Annotated in this window: 15 protein-coding genes; 1 reads left to right on the top strand and 14 read right to left on the bottom strand. The window is 32.6% G+C overall.

The window, feature by feature from the left end:
- The 4 genes from VIM70_RS21160 to garR all read right to left on the bottom strand — a co-directional run.
- The coding region (locus VIM70_RS21160) for a gluconate:H+ symporter (protein ID WP_331947768.1) at window positions 1-1,170 on the bottom strand (1,170 nt) is incomplete at its 3' end.
- A 141-nt stretch (window positions 1,171-1,311) separates the two neighbouring features.
- The gene (locus VIM70_RS21155) at window positions 1,312-2,148 is read right to left on the bottom strand and encodes a class II fructose-bisphosphate aldolase (RefSeq protein ID WP_331947767.1); all 837 of its coding nucleotides are present in this window, start codon (window positions 2,146-2,148) and stop codon (window positions 1,312-1,314) included.
- A gap of 33 nt (window positions 2,149-2,181) precedes the next feature.
- On the bottom strand, window positions 2,182-3,615 hold the full coding sequence (locus VIM70_RS21150) for a four-carbon acid sugar kinase family protein (protein WP_331947766.1): 1,434 nt from the start codon (window positions 3,613-3,615) through the stop codon (window positions 2,182-2,184).
- A 5-nt stretch (window positions 3,616-3,620) separates the two neighbouring features.
- Window positions 3,621-4,514 carry a 2-hydroxy-3-oxopropionate reductase gene (gene garR / locus VIM70_RS21145; RefSeq protein WP_331947765.1) on the bottom strand — a complete coding sequence of 298 codons (894 nt, stop codon included), beginning with the start codon at window positions 4,512-4,514 and terminating at the stop codon, window positions 3,621-3,623.
- Between the two features lie 327 nt (window positions 4,515-4,841).
- On the opposite strand from garR, the gene VIM70_RS21140 reads away from it, so the two are divergent.
- The gene (locus VIM70_RS21140; protein WP_331947764.1) at window positions 4,842-5,729 is read left to right on the top strand and encodes a MurR/RpiR family transcriptional regulator; all 888 of its coding nucleotides are present in this window, start codon (window positions 4,842-4,844) and stop codon (window positions 5,727-5,729) included.
- Between the two features lie 120 nt (window positions 5,730-5,849).
- Here the strand turns inward: VIM70_RS21140 and VIM70_RS21135 are convergent, their stop codons facing one another.
- The 10 genes from VIM70_RS21135 to VIM70_RS21090 form a co-directional block, all read right to left on the bottom strand.
- Window positions 5,850-7,661, bottom strand: a complete 1,812-nt coding sequence (locus VIM70_RS21135) for a UbiD family decarboxylase (protein ID WP_331947763.1) — start codon at window positions 7,659-7,661, stop codon at window positions 5,850-5,852.
- Between the two features lie 154 nt (window positions 7,662-7,815).
- Complete coding sequence (locus VIM70_RS21130; protein WP_331947762.1) at window positions 7,816-8,847, bottom strand: hypothetical protein; 1,032 nt, start codon at window positions 8,845-8,847, stop codon at window positions 7,816-7,818.
- Between the two features lie 186 nt (window positions 8,848-9,033).
- The gene (locus VIM70_RS21125) at window positions 9,034-11,115 is read right to left on the bottom strand and encodes a methyl-accepting chemotaxis protein (protein WP_331947761.1); all 2,082 of its coding nucleotides are present in this window, start codon (window positions 11,113-11,115) and stop codon (window positions 9,034-9,036) included.
- Window positions 11,116-11,254: 139 nt separating this feature from the next.
- Window positions 11,255-12,172: a DUF5655 domain-containing protein gene (locus VIM70_RS21120; protein ID WP_331947760.1), complete on the bottom strand. Its 918-nt coding sequence runs from the start codon at window positions 12,170-12,172 to the stop codon at window positions 11,255-11,257.
- Window positions 12,173-12,245: 73 nt separating this feature from the next.
- Window positions 12,246-13,130, bottom strand: coding sequence for a restriction endonuclease (locus VIM70_RS21115; RefSeq protein ID WP_331947759.1), 885 nt, complete (start codon window positions 13,128-13,130; stop codon window positions 12,246-12,248).
- A gap of 335 nt (window positions 13,131-13,465) precedes the next feature.
- Window positions 13,466-14,059 (bottom strand): hypothetical protein, encoded by a 594-nt coding sequence (locus VIM70_RS21110; RefSeq protein WP_331947758.1) that lies wholly within the window; start codon window positions 14,057-14,059, stop codon window positions 13,466-13,468.
- Window positions 14,031-14,495, bottom strand: a complete 465-nt coding sequence (locus tag VIM70_RS21105; protein WP_331947757.1) for a hypothetical protein — start codon at window positions 14,493-14,495, stop codon at window positions 14,031-14,033. The genes VIM70_RS21110 and VIM70_RS21105 overlap by 29 nt, the downstream gene beginning before the upstream one ends.
- Before the next feature lie 6 nt (window positions 14,496-14,501).
- Window positions 14,502-16,565 carry an AAA family ATPase gene (locus VIM70_RS21100; protein ID WP_331947756.1) on the bottom strand — a complete coding sequence of 688 codons (2,064 nt, stop codon included), beginning with the start codon at window positions 16,563-16,565 and terminating at the stop codon, window positions 14,502-14,504.
- Between the two features lies 1 nt (window position 16,566).
- Entirely contained in the window at window positions 16,567-16,740 is a 174-nt protein-coding gene (locus VIM70_RS21095) for a hypothetical protein (protein WP_331947755.1), read from the bottom strand.
- Window positions 16,724-18,145, bottom strand: coding sequence for a DEAD/DEAH box helicase family protein (locus VIM70_RS21090; protein WP_331947754.1), 1,422 nt, complete (start codon window positions 18,143-18,145; stop codon window positions 16,724-16,726). The genes VIM70_RS21095 and VIM70_RS21090 overlap by 17 nt, the downstream gene beginning before the upstream one ends.
- Window positions 18,146-18,157 lie beyond the last annotated feature (12 nt).

Raw genomic sequence — 18,157 nt, 5'->3', positions numbered from 1 at the left:
TATTAAGCTTCCTGCTCCTGTTGCAATAACCATAAGCTCTGGACTTACACCAGTAATTCCTATAAGTGGTCCTGCAATACCTGCTGCTGTCATACCTGCTACAGTAGCAGAACCAAGAGCTACTCTCAAAACAGCTGCTATTAGCCAAGCTAGTAATAGAGGTGAAAGGTTAGTTCCCTGCATCATATGGGCAATATATTTATCTACCCCACTGTCTATAATTACCTGTTTGAAGGCTCCTCCTCCACCAATAATTAATAATATCATTCCAATTGAAGATATTGAATCCGAAATAGACTTCATAACTTCTTGAACTTTCTTACCCCTATTGATTCCAAAAGTAAACATAGCAACAATTACAGAAATCAAAAGTGCTATTGCAGGGTCACCAAAGAAATTAGCATAAGGAAGTAGAGATGACTTTGGTGCGAAAATTTCAATAATAGCTTGAATTGACATCAAAATCACCGGAATAGTAGCTGTAAATATACTAATACCAAACCCAGGCATTTCTTCTTCTGTAAAGTGTTTTGGATTAAAAAGCGCCTTTGGAATGTCACAATTCAAATATTCTTTTTTGAAAAATTTAGTAAACACAGTTCCACCTAAGATAACAGCTGGTATTGCTATTGGTATGCCATACAAAAGTGTTTTTCCTAAACTTGCCTTGTATATACCAGCAATTGCTGTTGGACCAGGGTGAGGTGGTAAAAATCCATGAGCTGTTATTAATGCTGCAACTAAGGGTATACCTACATAAAGAATGGGTACCTCAGCTTCTACGGCAATAGTAAATACCAATGGTATTAATATTATAAAACCTGTTTCATAAAAAAGTGCCATTCCTACTATAAAACCTGTTGTAACCGCTGCTAACTGAATTCTTTTCTTTCCAAACACTCGTATTAGCGTTGTAGCTATTCTTTGAGCTCCTCCACAGTCTGCCATAAGCTTACCGAGCATCGCTCCGAAACCTAAAACTAATGCCAGATTTCCTAAGGTTCCACCTAGCCCAGCTTTAACAGATGCTATAGCTTTTACCGCAGGCATCCCTTCCATAATTGCAACTGTAATTGAAACCAAAACTAGTGAAATAAAACCGTTTACCTTAAAAATCACCATTAACACAAGTAATAATACTACACCTATACCAATTATTATTAGTGGCATATTTTAACCCCCTATATATTTACTTACATAAAATTGCTTTTGTTCATATCGTTATCGTTTTCAGAATTTATATGCCAGAATCAATAAATTTTAAGGTATATGAAATGACAGGTTTTAAATTACTTGCCATTCCATATTATTTTATTTAAATAGCTTCATATACTTACAAACTACTTCTTTGACATAAGTTATTTGCATCAAAGAAATTTGAGACAAGTGATATCTGTTTTCTTCATTTAATAATTCTTTCATTTTATCAACAGTATAGGATGATACTTCTGTATTAACATTTACTTTACAAATCCCATTTTGAATACAATTTCTTATTATATCTTCTGGTGTTCCTGAACCACCATGTAATGCAAGAGGTATGTCCACTTGTTGAGCTATTTTCTTTAAGATATCTACTCTTATATTTGGAATTCCCTTATACATCCCATGTACTGTACCAATTGATACAGCCAGTACATTAACCCCTGTTTTCTGCACAAAATCTTTAGCCTGAAGAGGATTTGTGTAGACTTCCTCATCTATTAAGTTTCCTTCATGAGAATCTACTCCTGCTGCTAAAGAACCTAATTCAGCTTCCACAGATACATTACATGAATGAGCAACTTCAACCACTTTTAATGTGTTTGCAACATTTTGTACGTACGGTAGTGAGGAACCATCATACATGACCGAAGTAAAACCAGCCTTTATAGCTTTGTACACATTTCCTAAATTGCTACAGTGATCCAGATGCAGAACAACCGGAACTTCGATGTCTTTTGATAATGTTTTTACCAAACCGTGTACTAATTCAAAATCCATATTTTTTAGATATTTTTCGCCAAATGCAAGAATTACAGGAGTATTCTGAAGCTTAGCAGAATCAAGTACTCCTTTTATAGTTTCATAACTATAAATATTAAATGAGCCTATAGCGTACTTTCTAAGCTTTGCATAATGGAGAATTTCATTCATATTAACCAGCATCTTATCCTCCTATTACGTATTCAATTTAGAATTTTATTTATTTAAAATTTCAGCTGCTTCCTTTAAAGTAGTTTTAGTTCCTACATTTCCTGGAAATATAACATATGATAATCCTGGGAATTTACTTTCACTTCCTGTAGTCCAAACAGGTATCCCTGGTCTGATCTGACCGATTACAGTTGCTCTTTGCACCTTAAGACCTTTTGTACCTATGTCACTTGAGGTAATACCTCCTTTAGCGATAATATAATTGGGTCTTACTTTTAATCTTTGAACAATACTTGTTACAGCATCTGATATTTTAACTGAAAGTTTTAATTCTTCTTCTTTTTTATCTGGTCCTAAATCTATCCTTTTTCTACTAGTATAAACAGCTACACTTTTACCAGAACTTATAATTCTCTCACAATTTTCTATAACTCTATTCACTTCAGCCTCAAACTTTTGGGGTTCTAAAACCAAATGGCAATCAATCTCAATAAATTCTATAAAACTGCACTTCTTTAATTCTTCTAACTGCTCAGTAGTTTTTTTAACATGAGAACCAACTATGATTAATCCTCCATTGTTAGTTTCCTCTTTAATAAGTTCTTCTCTAGTAAGTAAGCCCTTATCACTTACACCACCAATTACCTTAGTGAATGCAGCTGCAGTTCTGTACATAAAGTTCTTTCCTGCTTTTAATGCTTTAATTAATGCAATAGAGAATATTTTTACATCAACATAGTCTACAGCATTTACAACTACCTTATTAAAATTATTAACTTTAAGTAACTGTTTTGTAATAGTTTCGATGTCAAGATTCCTAATGCTTTCAAGTGATATATATGTTATGTTTTCAGCCTTAAACTGACCATTTGTTTTTTCCTCAACGTATTCACCTAAATGAGACTTTGTATAACCAAAAGTTCTGTCCTTTGCAAATTCAGTTTCGCCAGCTGGTATTAATTCTTCTCCATATTGAACATAATGGATATTGTCAATTGTAAATCGACCACCTTCCTTAAAGAAGGGTAATAATACTTCACCATCGAATTTAAGGTTGGAATTTGATTCTATTACTTCTCTTAATACATTTGTTTCAAGAGGATAATGTCCTCTAAGCGTTGAATCTGACCTACTAATAATAAGGAAATCCTTATTATTTTTTTTCGAAACTTTAATAACATTCATAGCTATTTCTTTATGTGCTTTCTCTGTTTCACTTGCTGTAAATCCTCTAGAGTTTGTTAATATGAAGAACATAGAGTTTTTTTCTGCAAAACCCTTTTCTATGCTATCTACTGACCAATCAGTGTACACTGAAATATCATGGACAGTTTGCACACCTGTAGGGTCATCATCCAGCACTATTATTTTTTTATTAAGTTCAAGTAACTCTTTTTCATATAATTTGTTTACAACATTTATATCTACTTCTGATATTTTAGCGAAAGTCTCTTTTATTAATGTTTTTTTAATAGTCATTAAAATTACCCCTTTCTTACTTCAACCTTGGCAAGTTTTTCAAAATATTGTACTATACCGCCATGATCATCATTAACTTTTCCATCTGCCTTAAGCGCATGGAATATCTCCAAAAGATGACTGGATAAAGGTAGTGGAACATCCAGTGCATGTGCAGTCTCCATAACATTTGTTATATCTTTAAGATTGATAGATATTTTACCACCAGCTACAAAATTTCTTTCGAGAATCAAAGGAACCTTTGCATCAAGTACGGCACTTCCTGCAAGGCCTCCTCTTATTGCCTGGTACATCTTTTCAATATCAATCCCAGCTTTTGTTGCGAGAACTAGTGCTTCTGACATTGCTGCAATATTTAAATTTACAATAATTTGGTTTGCTAACTTTGCAGTTACTCCACAACCATTTCCTCCAACTAATATCACAGACGTTCCCATATTATAAAGTACATCTTTAACCTTTTCAAAAACCTCAGGTTTGCCTCCTACCATAATTGATAATTTACCATTTATAGCTCCAGGTTCTCCTCCACTTACAGGTGCATCTAACATTTCTAGACCCAATTTAGTTATTTCGCTAGCAATTTCCTTAGAAACCACAGGAGTAATTGAACTCATATCTATTATAACGGTTCCTTCTTTTGCACTTTTTACAATTCCATTTTCACCTAAAACTACTTCTCTTACGTGTTTAGAATTTGGAAGCATTGTAAAAATGATATCACTATTTGCTGCTACTTCTTTAGGTGATTCGGCTGAAGTAGCCCCTAAACTAACAAGTTGTTTCACTGTTTCTTTATTGATATCATATACCGTTAGATTATGCCCAGCCTTGATTAAATTTAATGTCATAGGTTTTCCCATTATACCTAACCCTATAAACCCGATATTTTTTTTCATGTTCACTCCTCCGTTTTTTTTAAAAATTATATTTTATATGTTTTGGAAATTAATTAATTGTACTATTAAAGTATTAAATGCTTATCTATAGTTAGATAGTTATTAAAATACAGTAAACATTTACACTTCATTTAGTATTTTTATTACTGTTATAATTAAATAACAGTAGTTTTATTACTGTCTTTATAATATCAAAATATATAAACGTTGTCAATGACTATTTCTAATGTTTTATTATTAATAATTTAATTGTTTTTTATACGATATATTGCTACAATTAATTTATTGAAAATGTTTATTTATAAACATCAGGAGGAAAATACAAATATGGAAGACAATCTTTTTGCTACCATAAGATCAAGATTCAATACTCTTTCTAAAAATCAAAAAAATATTGCTGATTTTATCCTTAACAATAAATCTGAAACAGTGAGACTTACTATTAATGAATTATCACAAAAATGCAATGTCAGTGAACCTACAGTAATTCGATTTATAAATAAATTGGATTACAGTTCTTATAAAACCTTTCGTCTAGATTTGGCTGGGGAATTATCAAAAGAAAAACATACATCGTCCCCAAATGTCATTAGAATAGAGGATGGGTATCAAAACATTGAAGCCAATGATGACATTAAAGCAGTTAAACAAAAGGTAGTATATTCTGTAGGCTGTGCAGTAAATGATCTTAACAACATAATAAATACCGATGATTTGCAGAGAGCTGTAAATCTTATATACGAATCCAACAGTATACTATTCTTTGGATCAGGGGGTTCAAGTGTAATTGCCATGGATGCATATCATAAATATATGAGAATTGGTAAAAATGTATCTTATGACGTTAATCCACATTTTACATTAATAAAGATTTGTCATCTTAAGCCTAATGACATTGTAGTTCTTATCTCTCATACAGGGGAGAGCCAAGAAGTACTAGACTGCGCCGAAAGTGCAAAAGAACAAGGCTGCAAGATTATAGGTATTACAAGTTATTTAAATTCTGATCTCGCAAAAATTTCGGATGTTGCATTGTTTAGTTCCACATATGATTTAGAATACTATACAGATGCTATGGTATCACGACTAATTCAACTTGTTATTTTAGATATGATTTATATTTCAGTAAGTCTAAAAATGGGTGAAGAAAGTAAAAGGATGATTGAAAAATCAAGAAAAGCAATTTCTAATGTAAAAAAGAAAATTCTTAAATAATAATACTATTTTGACTTCATTTTTAATTACTCACATAAAAAGAGGTTTCACTAAGGATTAACTTAGTGGAACCTCTTTGCTACTTTGCTTAAACTCGCTCCCTTTGAAAAAGGCCCTTTGCTAAAGGCCCTTTGCAAAAAAACGTTCTATATTCTTTTCAACTGATGGATCAGTAATTAATGGCGGTGCATGGTGTGGTTTAGTACGCGCATCGATAATCATATTGTCACAGGACCAGTGCTTATTTTCATAATAGCTATTAACGCCATATATATCATGAGACGGATTACTTCGCGTAAATGTTGCCCATAAAAAGTTTTCAAGCGAATAGCTCATAAAAAAACTGTCATCGCATAGGATAATCATTGGACAAGTTGGCATTGCACCTCTATCCTTAATATCAAGGCATAACTCGTCTAATTGCTTTTGAGCTTGCTTATAACTTAAAAATGCTGGTCCTTCAATGGCAACGATTCCTGGCATTACTAAACATGGATTCTTAAAATCTTGTAAATCCTTTAACTGTTCTGGTATTTCACTACACAATTCTCTTTTTTGATCTCCATAAGCGGCAAATATCACTTTACTGCCTGTATTTAAACCCGTTCCCGAATAATCAAGTGTATCTATTGTTGTATTCGTTTGGAAATGAATGTCACGATGAAAATCAATTCGTTCAAGTATATATGTCAAAAATTCTATCTCTTTTCCTGTGTCCAGTGGCTTATTCTCTTCCGCAGTAATAAATAAATATTTAGCTAGACTAACCTGTCCTGTTCCCAAAATCCGGTTCGCAATGGTAAGAAGTTCAGCTGGTTGTTTGATTTTTTGGTACGGTGTGTATCGTTCACTTCCAATGGCAAATAGCAATGGGTGAACTCCAGCTTCATCTATAGCATGGACTTCCCTCACACCAGGAATTTCATATCTTACCGCATTACCTGTTAACTCATGGATTAGATCACCAAAAGAAGTATCCTCTTGAGGAGGACGTCCAACAACTGTAAATGGCCAGATTCCATTGGACTTAGCGTATACTTTATGCACCCTCATTACTGGGAAATTATGAATAAGGCTATAATATCCAATGTGATCACCAAAAGGGCCCTCCGGTTTAGTTTCACCTGGATAAATTTCACCTGTAATGACAAAATCAGCATCAAGACTAATGCAATAACCATCAGCATAACAATAACGAAAATTACGTCCAGCAAGTAAACCGGCAAAGGTCATTTCACTTAGTCCCTCAGGTAATGGCATGATTGCAGCTAGCGTATGAGCAGGAGGACCTCCAATAAAAATGCTCACTTTAAGCGGAACACCAAGTCTGTTCGCTTTCTCTTGATGAACTCCGATTCCGCGGTGAATTTGGTAATGCAAACCAACTTCTTCATTCATTTTATAATCGTTGCCACTAAGCTGAACACGGTACATTCCTAAATTACTATTCATAATGCCAGGTTTTTCTGGATCTTCTGTATAAACTTGAGGCAAAGTGACAAACGCTCCTCCATCATTTGGCCAATGGTGAATAAGTGGAATGTCAGAGATTTGTATTTCCGTAAACCCAGCCAATTTATTATTCGATTTTTTTAATGGGAGTGCCTTTGAAGCTGCCCATCCTGTACTGACGTGTTTAAATGGATTTTTAAATATACTCATTGGATTATTGCGTACCGCAATAACTTCCTTAGTTGACTCAAACGTTTTCCTGAAAATAAACTTACTTCTCTCTATGGTACCGAATAAATTTGATACTGCTCGAAATTTAGACCCTTTAACATTTTCAAACAATAGCGCAGGTCCCCTAGCTGCGTTAACTCTCAGATGTATTGCTGCCATCTCAAGGTTTGGGTCGACTTCTTCTTGTATCCTAACTAATTGACCAACTTTTTCTAAGTCAATAATACATTCTTCTAATGTTTGATACATTCTTTCAATCCCCATTTCTTTATCTAAATTTGTCCCATATCAACAGTTCCCTCACTGGCTCTAATTTGCTGATACTTCTGTATTCATATCTTCAGTCTTTATTTCATTATTCAATATTTTCATTTTAAGCTGATTTTTGCTTGTTTAGGCTCTTCTAGTTTTCATATTCAAGTTTTCTAATAGGTTCAAAAACTGTTGCATACATTTCCTTTAAGATAAAATAATTATTGGCTTTGCCACCATACTGAACCATAATAGATTTGTAGTCGTCAATGATCAAACTATCTTTTTCTTTTTCAATCTCTAGTAGTTTATAAAGCATACCGCTTTGTAGTAGACTCTGTGCAGTAATATATGGTCTATTTATTTCTTCAAGCATTACTATTTTTTTTATCCTAGCATTGATTGTCTGCCAGTTTGCAGGGGAACTTCCATTATATAAGTCATAACTTTTAACACCGGCTTTATTAGGTTTTTTAGGTTTCTGTCTGATAAGATAAGGAGACCATGTAGGCAATTCATAATGTGTACTTGTCATATCAGAAGCGCCTATTTTTTGTGTCTTCTCATAGTAAATTTGATTTCTGGCTTGTTCCATAAGTTTTAATGTATTATCATGTACTTTTATTTTCCTTGGGTTATCTCCTCTTATGGTAACTATTCCATTGTTAGTATAGTCTGTTACTACAAGATTAGTAATTTCGCAGTTATTCACACCTTTTATTCCTTCATAAAGCAATGCGAAGATAACTGAGTCCTGTGCGTTTACAACCTTTTCCATTAGTATTAATAATTCACCAAAGCCTATAAATTTCTCTACACTTCCAACTTTATATAAATATTTTTCTAAGTCTATTTTGTCAAATTTAGTAGTAATTATGAACTTTCCCTTTAGATGACCTTTCCGTTGTCTCCATAATTCATATGTTTTTAATACATTAAGAGATGCTTTCAAGCTTTTAACTGTAGTAGAATTAAATTTCCACAATAAATCTTCAAATTCATCTAGCTGGAAAAATACTAAATCCTTGCCATACCGTTTTTCTATATTTGCACATATTCTTAATGTCTTCTCGTACTCTATTAAGGTCTTTTTAGTTTTTTCTTTACACCAATCGATGAGAAATTCTATCTTTATTTCTCTATTATAAAGTTTTTTTCCTTCATCTATAAAATAATTATCCAATGTTTATCTCTCCTTATTATTTATAAAATAATATGATTTTCTTCTTTTGTATGGAAAATGGAATCATCAAATATCCTTGTTTTATAATAACTTAATTAAGTTGCAAATTCAAGTAAGTCACCTACCAAAAAAGCATTCCATTAAATATTAATGAAATGCTTTTACCTCCCTTGCTGCATTTTTTTACTATAATCTAAAATTACTCATTAAACTTTGAAGTTCTACTGCCATTTGTGTTAAATTTTCTGCAGCATTAGCCACTTCTTTCATTAGTGCTGTCTGTTCCTGCGAGGCTGCTACTACATTTTCAGCATTTCCTGAAGACTCAGCAGAAATCTTAGCCACATTCTCAATGGCGCCTAGCATATTCTGCGACCCTGCACCTATTTCTTCTGTTACTGTGGACACATCTTGCATTTGGGAAGCTATATAATTTATATCCTCTAATATCTCTCCAAAAGACTTACCCGCCTGATTCACCATACTTATACCATCCTTAACCGCAATGGTACCATTATCCATAGCTTTAATAGCATTTACTATTTCATTTTGGATTTCATTTATTAAGATTGATATATTCCCAGCTGCTGATGCAGATTGCTCTGCCAATATTCTAACTTCATCAGCTACTACCGCAAACCCCTTGCCCTGTTCACCAGCTCTAGCTGCTTCAATAGCTGCATTTAGTGCTAATAAATTTGTCTGACCAGCAATAGAAGTTATTAATGATACTATACTTCCGATTTCTTTTGATTTATCTCCAAGTATTGACACAGCGTGCGAAGACATTGCTACTTTGTCGCTAATATTATTCATTTGTTCTATAGCAGAATATACTACCTCATTACCTTTTTCTGCCCTTTTAAATGATTCTAAAGAAGTATTTGTTACTGCTTGTATATTGTTTGATATCTGTTCCATACCTGTAAATATTTCTTCTGCAATCTTTGTTGTATCATTAGTTATAGTAACCTGTTCTGCACTACCAAGAGCTACCTGTTGAATAGCTAAAGAAACCTGTTCTGCGGATTGTTGTGTTTGATCAGAACTTGCTGTAAGTTCTTCTGATGTTGCTACTACTTGTTCTAAACTTCCACTAACTTTTTGAACTAATTCTCTTAAATTATTAGTCATTCTATTTAAATTGTTTCCCATAGATCCTAGTTCATTCTCACTACTAACATTTAATATCTGGGTAAGATCCCCCTCTGCAATTGCATGTGAAAGGTCATTTACTTCTTTAACATTCTTAGTAATATATCTACCAAATACACTAACTACTAATGATACCAATGCACAAGTAATTAGAATTAGTATAATGATATTAATCAATAGTTTATTAATTGGAGCATAAAGTTCCTTTTGTGGAATTGATAGCACTAAATTCCAGCCGAGTTCTGGTATCTGTTTGTAATATGCAAGATTTTTGCCATTCTCATCTTGAAAATAAGATATACCCTCTTTATTTTGTAAAATATCTTTTCCTAGCGTTGCTATGCTTGTATTTTTATCTTCTGTGATCTTAGTTTTCATAGCTGATTTTTCAGGAACACCTGCCAAATATGTTCCGTCTTTTCCTAGTAACATTGCTTTTCCTGTCTGACCTACTTTAATATTTTTAATATTTTCTTGTATAGTATTTAAACTCATATCAGCAGTTACTACACCCAAAAAGTTTTTATCATCATATATTGGCGCAGTAGTTGTTAGTATAGTCATTTTTAAAGTATCATCATAATAAGGTTCCTGCCAAGCAATTTTCTTTTCAGCATTTTTACCTATAGTATACCAAGGCTGCACGGGGTAATTATATTTCTGATTAGCATACTCATCAGTTACCTTTAAACCTCCGGCTTCATTGTATGCATAAGGTCCGAAAAATTTTATATCTTTTTTATATTTAAATGGCTCAAACCAAACTCCCACTCCAAATGTTTCTTTATTTGTAGAAAGTACTTCTTCCTGAGTTTTTGTAATTGTAGCCTTGTTTAATTCCGAGCTGCTTGTTCCAATAAATTTTCCTAAATCAACTGCTATTTGACCATGTTTTTGCATATCTTTATCTATTTGATTAATGGTTTCTTGTAACTGATGTTTCATACTATTTTCAATTTCTGTAGTTATGAGTTTTTTAGAAGTATAGATTGAAAAAATACCAATTATTGCTAATGATATTAAAACTACTGGTAAAATAGAAATAAGTATTATGGTTTTAATGCTTTTAATTTTTGTAAAATTGATGTTGCTTTTAATTCTAAATTTTGTCATGTTCTCACCTCTTGAATTAATTTTGAATTATATTGCCATCTATATTATCGGTTAAACTTATTTTATCTTTAAGTTTTGTTTAGACAGCCATTAATGGGCGAGAAAATAGGACTAAAATATTTTTTCAGTCCTACTTTTATTAATTTTTCATTTTATATAATTGCTTTATCAAACTAAATAAATACTCAATATCTTCATCATTACTTATTTGTATCTCATAATCTCCATTACCATAATGACCTACATTTGAGACATCTCTAGAAACATTTTTCGGATCATCCAATTCACCAAATCGTGCATTAATCCACAATTTTAATGATTTTTTCAGTAATGTAATTCCATATAAATTTTTATTATTAATATCAAACCCTATATACGGATTTCTACAATTAATTATTAAATTACTATCAAGTGATAGTATATATTCTCTTATTCTTTCATATAGTTCTATTGTTCCTTCACTTCCATTTTTATAATGGCTCTCTTCTGTAATTACCTTTACTTCTTTATTGACTATATTTATTTCTTCATTAGTTGTTGATATTGATTTTATTGAGGCTGCATTTCTTGATACTTTTATTGGGTTAAAGTACACAGTATCATTAGTAAATCTCTTTACTTCCCATAACTCAAAAGGTAAATCTTTAAAATTAATAGACTCCTTTTGATAATTATTAAAGGTAGGAGATACAAATATTACTCTTGATTGAGACCAATCAACATCCTCTCTTTTCAAGGTACTATTACAGTTTTCATTATACTCAAGTATAAAATCCGCCTTATTATTAAGCATTATAGAAAGATAAGCATAACCTTGATCTATAACACTAAAATTACTAGTATTTTTGTACTCAATTATTACAAATGCTTTACTACTTTCATCAAATGCTAAAGTATCAAGCCTAAAGTTATTAAAAGAAAACTCCCTCTTAACAAATTTTAAACCAAATATATTCTCTAAATTACTTTCACATAATTTATGAAGCTCAACTTCCTTTGAAAAAGAATTTTCTTTTATCTCTTCTAAATTACTGCCATCTATTTTATATAAAAACATGACCACTACCCCTTTCACTTATTATAAATCACATAAACCATTGCAGCTTTCCATATATTTTATGCCCCAATGATTAACTATTTGCCAGATTTAGTGCCTTTGCTTCTTTCAAATCTATCTTAGCTTTGTGCCCGTGTTTTTCTAGCAAATATAATAGATTCCCACCATTCATGAGAGTGAGAGGCTTGTTCTTGACAAACTCATAGGCGTCGGGGCCGTAGTCTGCAGTTGTTACAAGAATGCCTTTTGTTGCACCTTCATTCATAACGGTTCCATATAAGTCACGAACCGCAGACACTCCAACTGTATTTGTATATCTCTTAGCCTGAATTACAATTTTCCCACCTCTAATAGGATCTGGATCAAAAGCAATCGCATCTACGCCTCCATCTCGACTTGCTTGGGTAACTTTTACTTCACCTCCATTTATAGAAAATTCAGTCTCAAATACTTCTCTAATAAGATGTTCAAATTCTTCCCATGGCATTGCGGCCAAATTAGTAGGGTCATCGAGTGTATGAGCGACATTATGAGACTCAACAAATCTCTTATCGTATTTATTTATGGTTAAAATAGGTTGAACAGGAGTAATGCCAACTAACTTTGAAGCGCTAACTCCTTTGAGGCTCTTAAAGCAAGCTTTTGGATCTACATTTTTCAAATCGATAGCATTGAAAGTTTCTTTCTTTACTTGAATGCTTGCAATACAAGCATCTTCTGGATTTCCGGTTGCTTTGTTCAAATAATTTACCCAACCATTGAATGAAATAGCATCTATGGCACTTATTACATCTGCCTCAAATTCTTCATGTAGCACTCTTAAAATCAGCTTATAAATAGTTGATTCGAAAAGTTTTTCCATGAAAGCGTTGTTTTGGTAAGTTTCCTTTAATTCATTTTTAGAAATCAAGTATTTCACTTCTTTAATACTTGGAAAAGCCTCGATATTTGGAAGCATATAATCGATTATAAGTATTTTATTATCAGGGTTATAATCAAACTCAAAGTCCTTATGTATAAAATTTGGAAGAGAGGACCTATTTAGTACAATTTCACAGTACTCAAAAATGGCATCAACATCAGAAGATACATACTTCGATTTTAGTTGATCAATTTTTGCATTGACTTCATTTTGGCTTTTAATATACTCTGCCTTCTGAGTATGCCACTCAGCAACCCTATTATTAAAATCAGCTATACTCTTTTCATATTTTGTAGTCAGTTGATTATTATCTTTGATTGTCCCATCATAAGCCTTTTGCCAGTTTTCATAAGCAGTTTTATAAACAAGTTCTACTTCTGCAATTGCTTTACTTTCAAAGATTTAAATATGTTTGAGAAGAAGTTTAACTTTGGCTGAAATTCTGGAGCACTCTTTTTTGGAACAATAGGAAGTACAGAAAACTTTGGATCGGTTGGTTTTACTGGATAAGGCGCCTTAAAATCATCCTTATTCTTCAGTACTTCCCAGTCAACAGCATCATCTACATCTAAAGTGCTAAGTAGAATATTTTCTACTTCTGACAATCTTATCTCAGCTTCCTTAGTTTTATTAATAGCCTCATCGGCACTAGCCTTTTTCATATTTTCAATACTCTTTTTCTCACAAAGTACATCCCATTTTTCCACCCATTTATCAAACTGTACCCTGACTTTATTATCAAGAATATCTTTGTCGGGAGCAGTTATAACTTTATGTTCTTTCAGACCATCGTGCCAAATTTCCTGTTGATATTTCAATACCTTCGTCCTGTTAACGTTCCAAACATCCTCCACAAATCCATAACCTATTAATGGTTTCGTAACCTTATTTAAATCAATCATATATACCTCCAAATTATTAGTTAGTTTGCCGTACCTAAAATGAGCCCTCTTTATAATCCTCATAAATAAATCTTAATAGATCCACATCATAATATTCATAATCTGCATCCAGCTTATTTCCATCCCAATTTTTCTCAAATACTTTTTTGCAGAGTATATCCATGCCACCTTCAGCATACTTCTCTAATGTCTTAAAGGAATTTTTTAAGAAGTCATAATCACTGAAGTTATCCAAATCTGCTTTTATGAGTGGAGAATTTATCATTATTGAATATAATGCCGTAAGATTGTTTTCTTTAAAGTGCTCACTTCTCATTTCAGTACCTTTACTCGCAAATTGTACGAAATTGCTGTGTTTAAAACCCAATGATGCACATAACGTAAAAAGCTCGCTCATTTTGAATATATGTTTCTTATTAACCACAACATCATATATATCTTCATATTTCTTGCTTTTATGTATAAAGAAACTATTGCTCAAACTAAAATCTACCGCCATATTTTTCTACCTCCTTGCCAATGTTTCATTTAGATTTTTTATTTTCTCTATCTGCGTATATCCTATTCCTATTTGTTTAAGTCTATATATCGATCCTATTCTACCTGTTTTCTTGAACTGTATTTCTTCTGCCCTTGTAAACTCAGTATCTGTCATTAGTAATATCCATTGAATTGTTTGGTTTGGAAGAACTTTTATAAGATTATCTCTGTTTTCTCCTGATATACGTCCAAAAGGTGTATCCATGAAAAGTGGGACATTCATCATTTTCTTACTTCCTGAAGCTATTTTAGCCAATGCCGTGACAAACGAAAGTGAAACAATTTGTCTTTGCCCTGAAGAAATATCAGATGTCATGGGGCTATTATCCCACCCTTTTACTTTTATTTCGTAGTTATCTGTTATTTCAATTTTCTCGATAAGGTGTTTATCCTTTTCTGAGATAATATTTTTGAATAAATTAGTTGCTTCTACCGATATCTTAGCTCTCATTTCAATACTGTAATCTGAGAGAATCTTTTCAAAATTCTTCTTAAGCTCTCTTACATATATAAGCTTTTTAGATTCTACATTTAGTGAAACTTCCTCCTTGGCCAGTTTGTCTATCTCCTCTTGTAACTTTTTTTTATTATTTTTTAAATCTTCAAGATTATTTTGTGCAACCTTGAGTTGAATTTTTATATCCTTTTCTAATTTGTTAAGTTCTTCGAACTGCTGCTTAAGGTACTTCAGGTTTTCTTCGCTCTGACTTCTTTCATTTATCTCATCATTTATGTCACTCAGCTCACATTCCAGAGCTTCTATTTCATCCTCTACATCTCTTATCTTTTCCAAAATATTTTCCATATCATTTATACACTCTTCTCTATTGTCATAGTGGTCTCTTATTCTACTTCTAAAGATACTTATAAATGTGCTAAGTTCTGAACGTCCATACTGTTTTTTTAGCTCAGTAAGAATTTTTATTGGTTCCGAGTCTTCGTCAAAACCTCTCCCGCAAATACATGTCTTTTCTTTTAGTATATTTTCAAGAAGATCCAGCGATATGCCTGATGAATATTTCTTATCAATTACCTCTTGTCCAAGGAAATTCTTTGTTTTGATTATGTAATCATCAAGAATTATATTATGCCCATGTTCCGGAAGGAATTTCTTTGCTCCACTCTTTACTTCTAGGAGCAGTATCTTTTTATCATTCTTCTCCTTCACCTTATGATTTCTCTTTTCCATCAACTCTTGGATATCAGCATCCTTAGCAAGCTTTATCTCTACCTCTTCTCTCTCTTGTTCGTAATTACTCAAATTTTCCTTTAATATATCAATATCGGTTTCCTGATTTTCTATTTTCTTTACGAGAGCATCCATTTCATTATGTTTTGATTTTAGTTTTGTATTTGAAGATAGCTTTCTTATTTTTTCATTTTGCTTTGCTTCAAGTCCTTGAAGTATATCTATTGAAGCAGTTATCGAATCTATCTGAAGAAGTCTTATTACACCCTTTTTAACTTGATCTCTTGTTTCTTTCTTTGGTTTTGTAAGATTTTCAATCTTTTCACCATCAAAGAGGAAAAAATCCTTCAATTTCTTATCCATGATATTTGATAGTATGTCCTGCACATCCGAGTCTTGTAGAATAGGTTTTCCATCAGTATTTCCATCAGGATTCGTTATAAAAAGTTCTAAATCTGTAGTTTCGTTTCCAACTATTTCTCCGTCTTCATCCTTCATTTCATTCTTGCTTCTCTTTAGGTCATATACATAACTATCATGTTCAAACTTCAATCTTACATAAGCTGTAACAGGTTCCCCAATATTATCTTGGAGCTTGTTAAAATTAACAAGGTGAACTACGTCTTCTTCCTTTCTTGATCTTGAGAGAACACTTTCTTCCTCATTAAGATATAACTGTCCAAAAAGGCAGAAAATAACCGCTCTGAATATACCGGTTTTTCCTTCCCCGTTTTCTCCAAGTATAATACTAATATTTTTATCGTCTAAGGTTCCGAATTCTATACTTTGTCTGCCATAGTATTGTCTGAAATCTTTAAGTTCCAGTTCTAAAAGTCTCATATTACAACTCCTTTGTAACTAATTTATTTATCTTCATCATTACACTGCTCTCGACCGTTGCTTTGGATACGTTTGTTTTATTCAAATCCTTTATCATAGCCTCTGCTATTTCACGTAGTTCCTCTGGAAACTCCTTTAACTTTTCTTCAAGGTTTATATTAATCGTCTTGCTCATAACTATATCTCTCCTTCCTTTCCTTATACACCTGCCATGGCAACTTATCCATTAAATATTCAAGATTATATGGAGCTAGGTATTTTCTTATAACTCCTCTCGCATATCCACTGTTAAAGGCATTTCTATTAAATTCTGCAAATCTTGGCATTTCCTTTTCTATTATGCTGTTATCAACATTGCCGGCATCTCCACCTGTTAGTTGTTTACTTGGCGGAAATATTATGAAATCTATTATCTTTGCCAAATGCTTCCCTGGAGATCTCCTTAATATTCTTCCACGGCGTTGTATGAATTCTCTTGGGTTTGAAGTGCTTGCTAAAAAATATGCAGTTCTTGTTGCTGGGATATCTACCCCTTCATCAAGACACTTTATTGCAACCAAAACCTGTATATCTCCCTTTGCAAAGGCTTCAAGAATTTTCTGCCGATCTGAGTTACTTACTTTGTATACAAATTCATGTGCTCTTATACCAAGTTCTGATATTAGCTTTGTAATTTTTTGACTTTCACCCTTTGAGCAATATACAAGAGTGTGTTTTACACCCGTTTCACTTATTTGCATCTTTAGCATTTCTATAAACGCTGGAAGTTTATTTACTGCTTTTGCCGAAATCTCTGATCTTTTAAGTATCATCATCTGAAGTGAAATGTTATCATCAATTTTTTTATTTGTTAGAAACATTTTTGTTATTTTTTTAGTAAGATTAGAATATTGATCGTATTCATCAGGGGTAAGACTTAATACCACAGGCTCATACTCATATTTGCAAAGAAATCCATTATCTATAGCCATTTTCATATCATATTCAAAAATTGTATCTCCAAAATAATCTCTAAGTCTCTTGGTGCCATCTTCATCAAACCACCTGTCAGGCGTTGCCGATAATCCAACTCTAACGTCAAAATTCTCATTCATACAACCCCTAAGCGAGTTACTCCCCATATAATGGCACTCATCTGCTATAAAAAATACATTACCCTTTATTTTACAACATAGCTCCTGAAAATCAGGACTTGAGAAAGTCTTATAGCTTACTATAAGACTTTCAGAGTCTGTAAGTCTTATATTGTAATCCTTGATTCTTCGATTCAACTTTCCATACCAAGCGGCCTTATTATCGTAGCATTTTATTGGCACCTTATAGCCGAAACTCAAAATATTATGCTCCCATTGCTCCACCAAATGAATAAAAGGAACCACAACTATTAAAAACATTCTGCCCTTTATATCTAGATATTCCATTGATGCTGCGATACTTGTTATGGTTTTTCCCGTTCCTGTGGCCATCTCTAAGATGCCTCTCCAGTTATTATCTTTAAGCCTCTTTATTGCTTCTATCTGGTAATCATTAAGATTCTTTATATATATAGGAAGATGAAGTTTTAAGTTTTTGAATGTCATTATGCACCACCT

It is taken from the genome of Clostridium sp. (assembly GCF_036569345.1).
Taxonomy (GTDB): domain Bacteria; phylum Bacillota; class Clostridia; order Clostridiales; family Clostridiaceae; genus Clostridium_AD.
This window is presented reverse-complemented; position numbering and strand designations above follow the sequence as displayed.

Coding starts and splice junctions, on each gene's coding strand:
- VIM70_RS21155 (WP_331947767.1), bottom strand. CDS start 2,148: ATGCTGGTTAATATGAATGAAATTCTCCATTATGCAAAGCTTAGAAAG.
- VIM70_RS21150 (WP_331947766.1), bottom strand. CDS start 3,615: ATGACTATTAAAAAAACATTAATAAAAGAGACTTTCGCTAAAATATCA.
- garR (WP_331947765.1), bottom strand. CDS start 4,514: ATGAAAAAAAATATCGGGTTTATAGGGTTAGGTATAATGGGAAAACCT.
- VIM70_RS21140 (WP_331947764.1), top strand. CDS start 4,842: ATGGAAGACAATCTTTTTGCTACCATAAGATCAAGATTCAATACTCTT.
- VIM70_RS21135 (WP_331947763.1), bottom strand. CDS start 7,661: ATGTATCAAACATTAGAAGAATGTATTATTGACTTAGAAAAAGTTGGT.
- VIM70_RS21125 (WP_331947761.1), bottom strand. CDS start 11,115: ATGACAAAATTTAGAATTAAAAGCAACATCAATTTTACAAAAATTAAA.
- VIM70_RS21120 (WP_331947760.1), bottom strand. CDS start 12,172: ATGTTTTTATATAAAATAGATGGCAGTAATTTAGAAGAGATAAAAGAA.
- VIM70_RS21115 (WP_331947759.1), bottom strand. CDS start 13,130: ATGCTTCCAAATATCGAGGCTTTTCCAAGTATTAAAGAAGTGAAATAC.
- VIM70_RS21110 (WP_331947758.1), bottom strand. CDS start 14,059: ATGAGGATTATAAAGAGGGCTCATTTTAGGTACGGCAAACTAACTAAT.
- VIM70_RS21105 (WP_331947757.1), bottom strand. CDS start 14,495: ATGGCGGTAGATTTTAGTTTGAGCAATAGTTTCTTTATACATAAAAGC.
- VIM70_RS21100 (WP_331947756.1), bottom strand. CDS start 16,565: ATGAGACTTTTAGAACTGGAACTTAAAGATTTCAGACAATACTATGGC.
- VIM70_RS21095 (WP_331947755.1), bottom strand. CDS start 16,740: ATGAGCAAGACGATTAATATAAACCTTGAAGAAAAGTTAAAGGAGTTT.
- VIM70_RS21090 (WP_331947754.1), bottom strand. CDS start 18,145: ATGACATTCAAAAACTTAAAACTTCATCTTCCTATATATATAAAGAAT.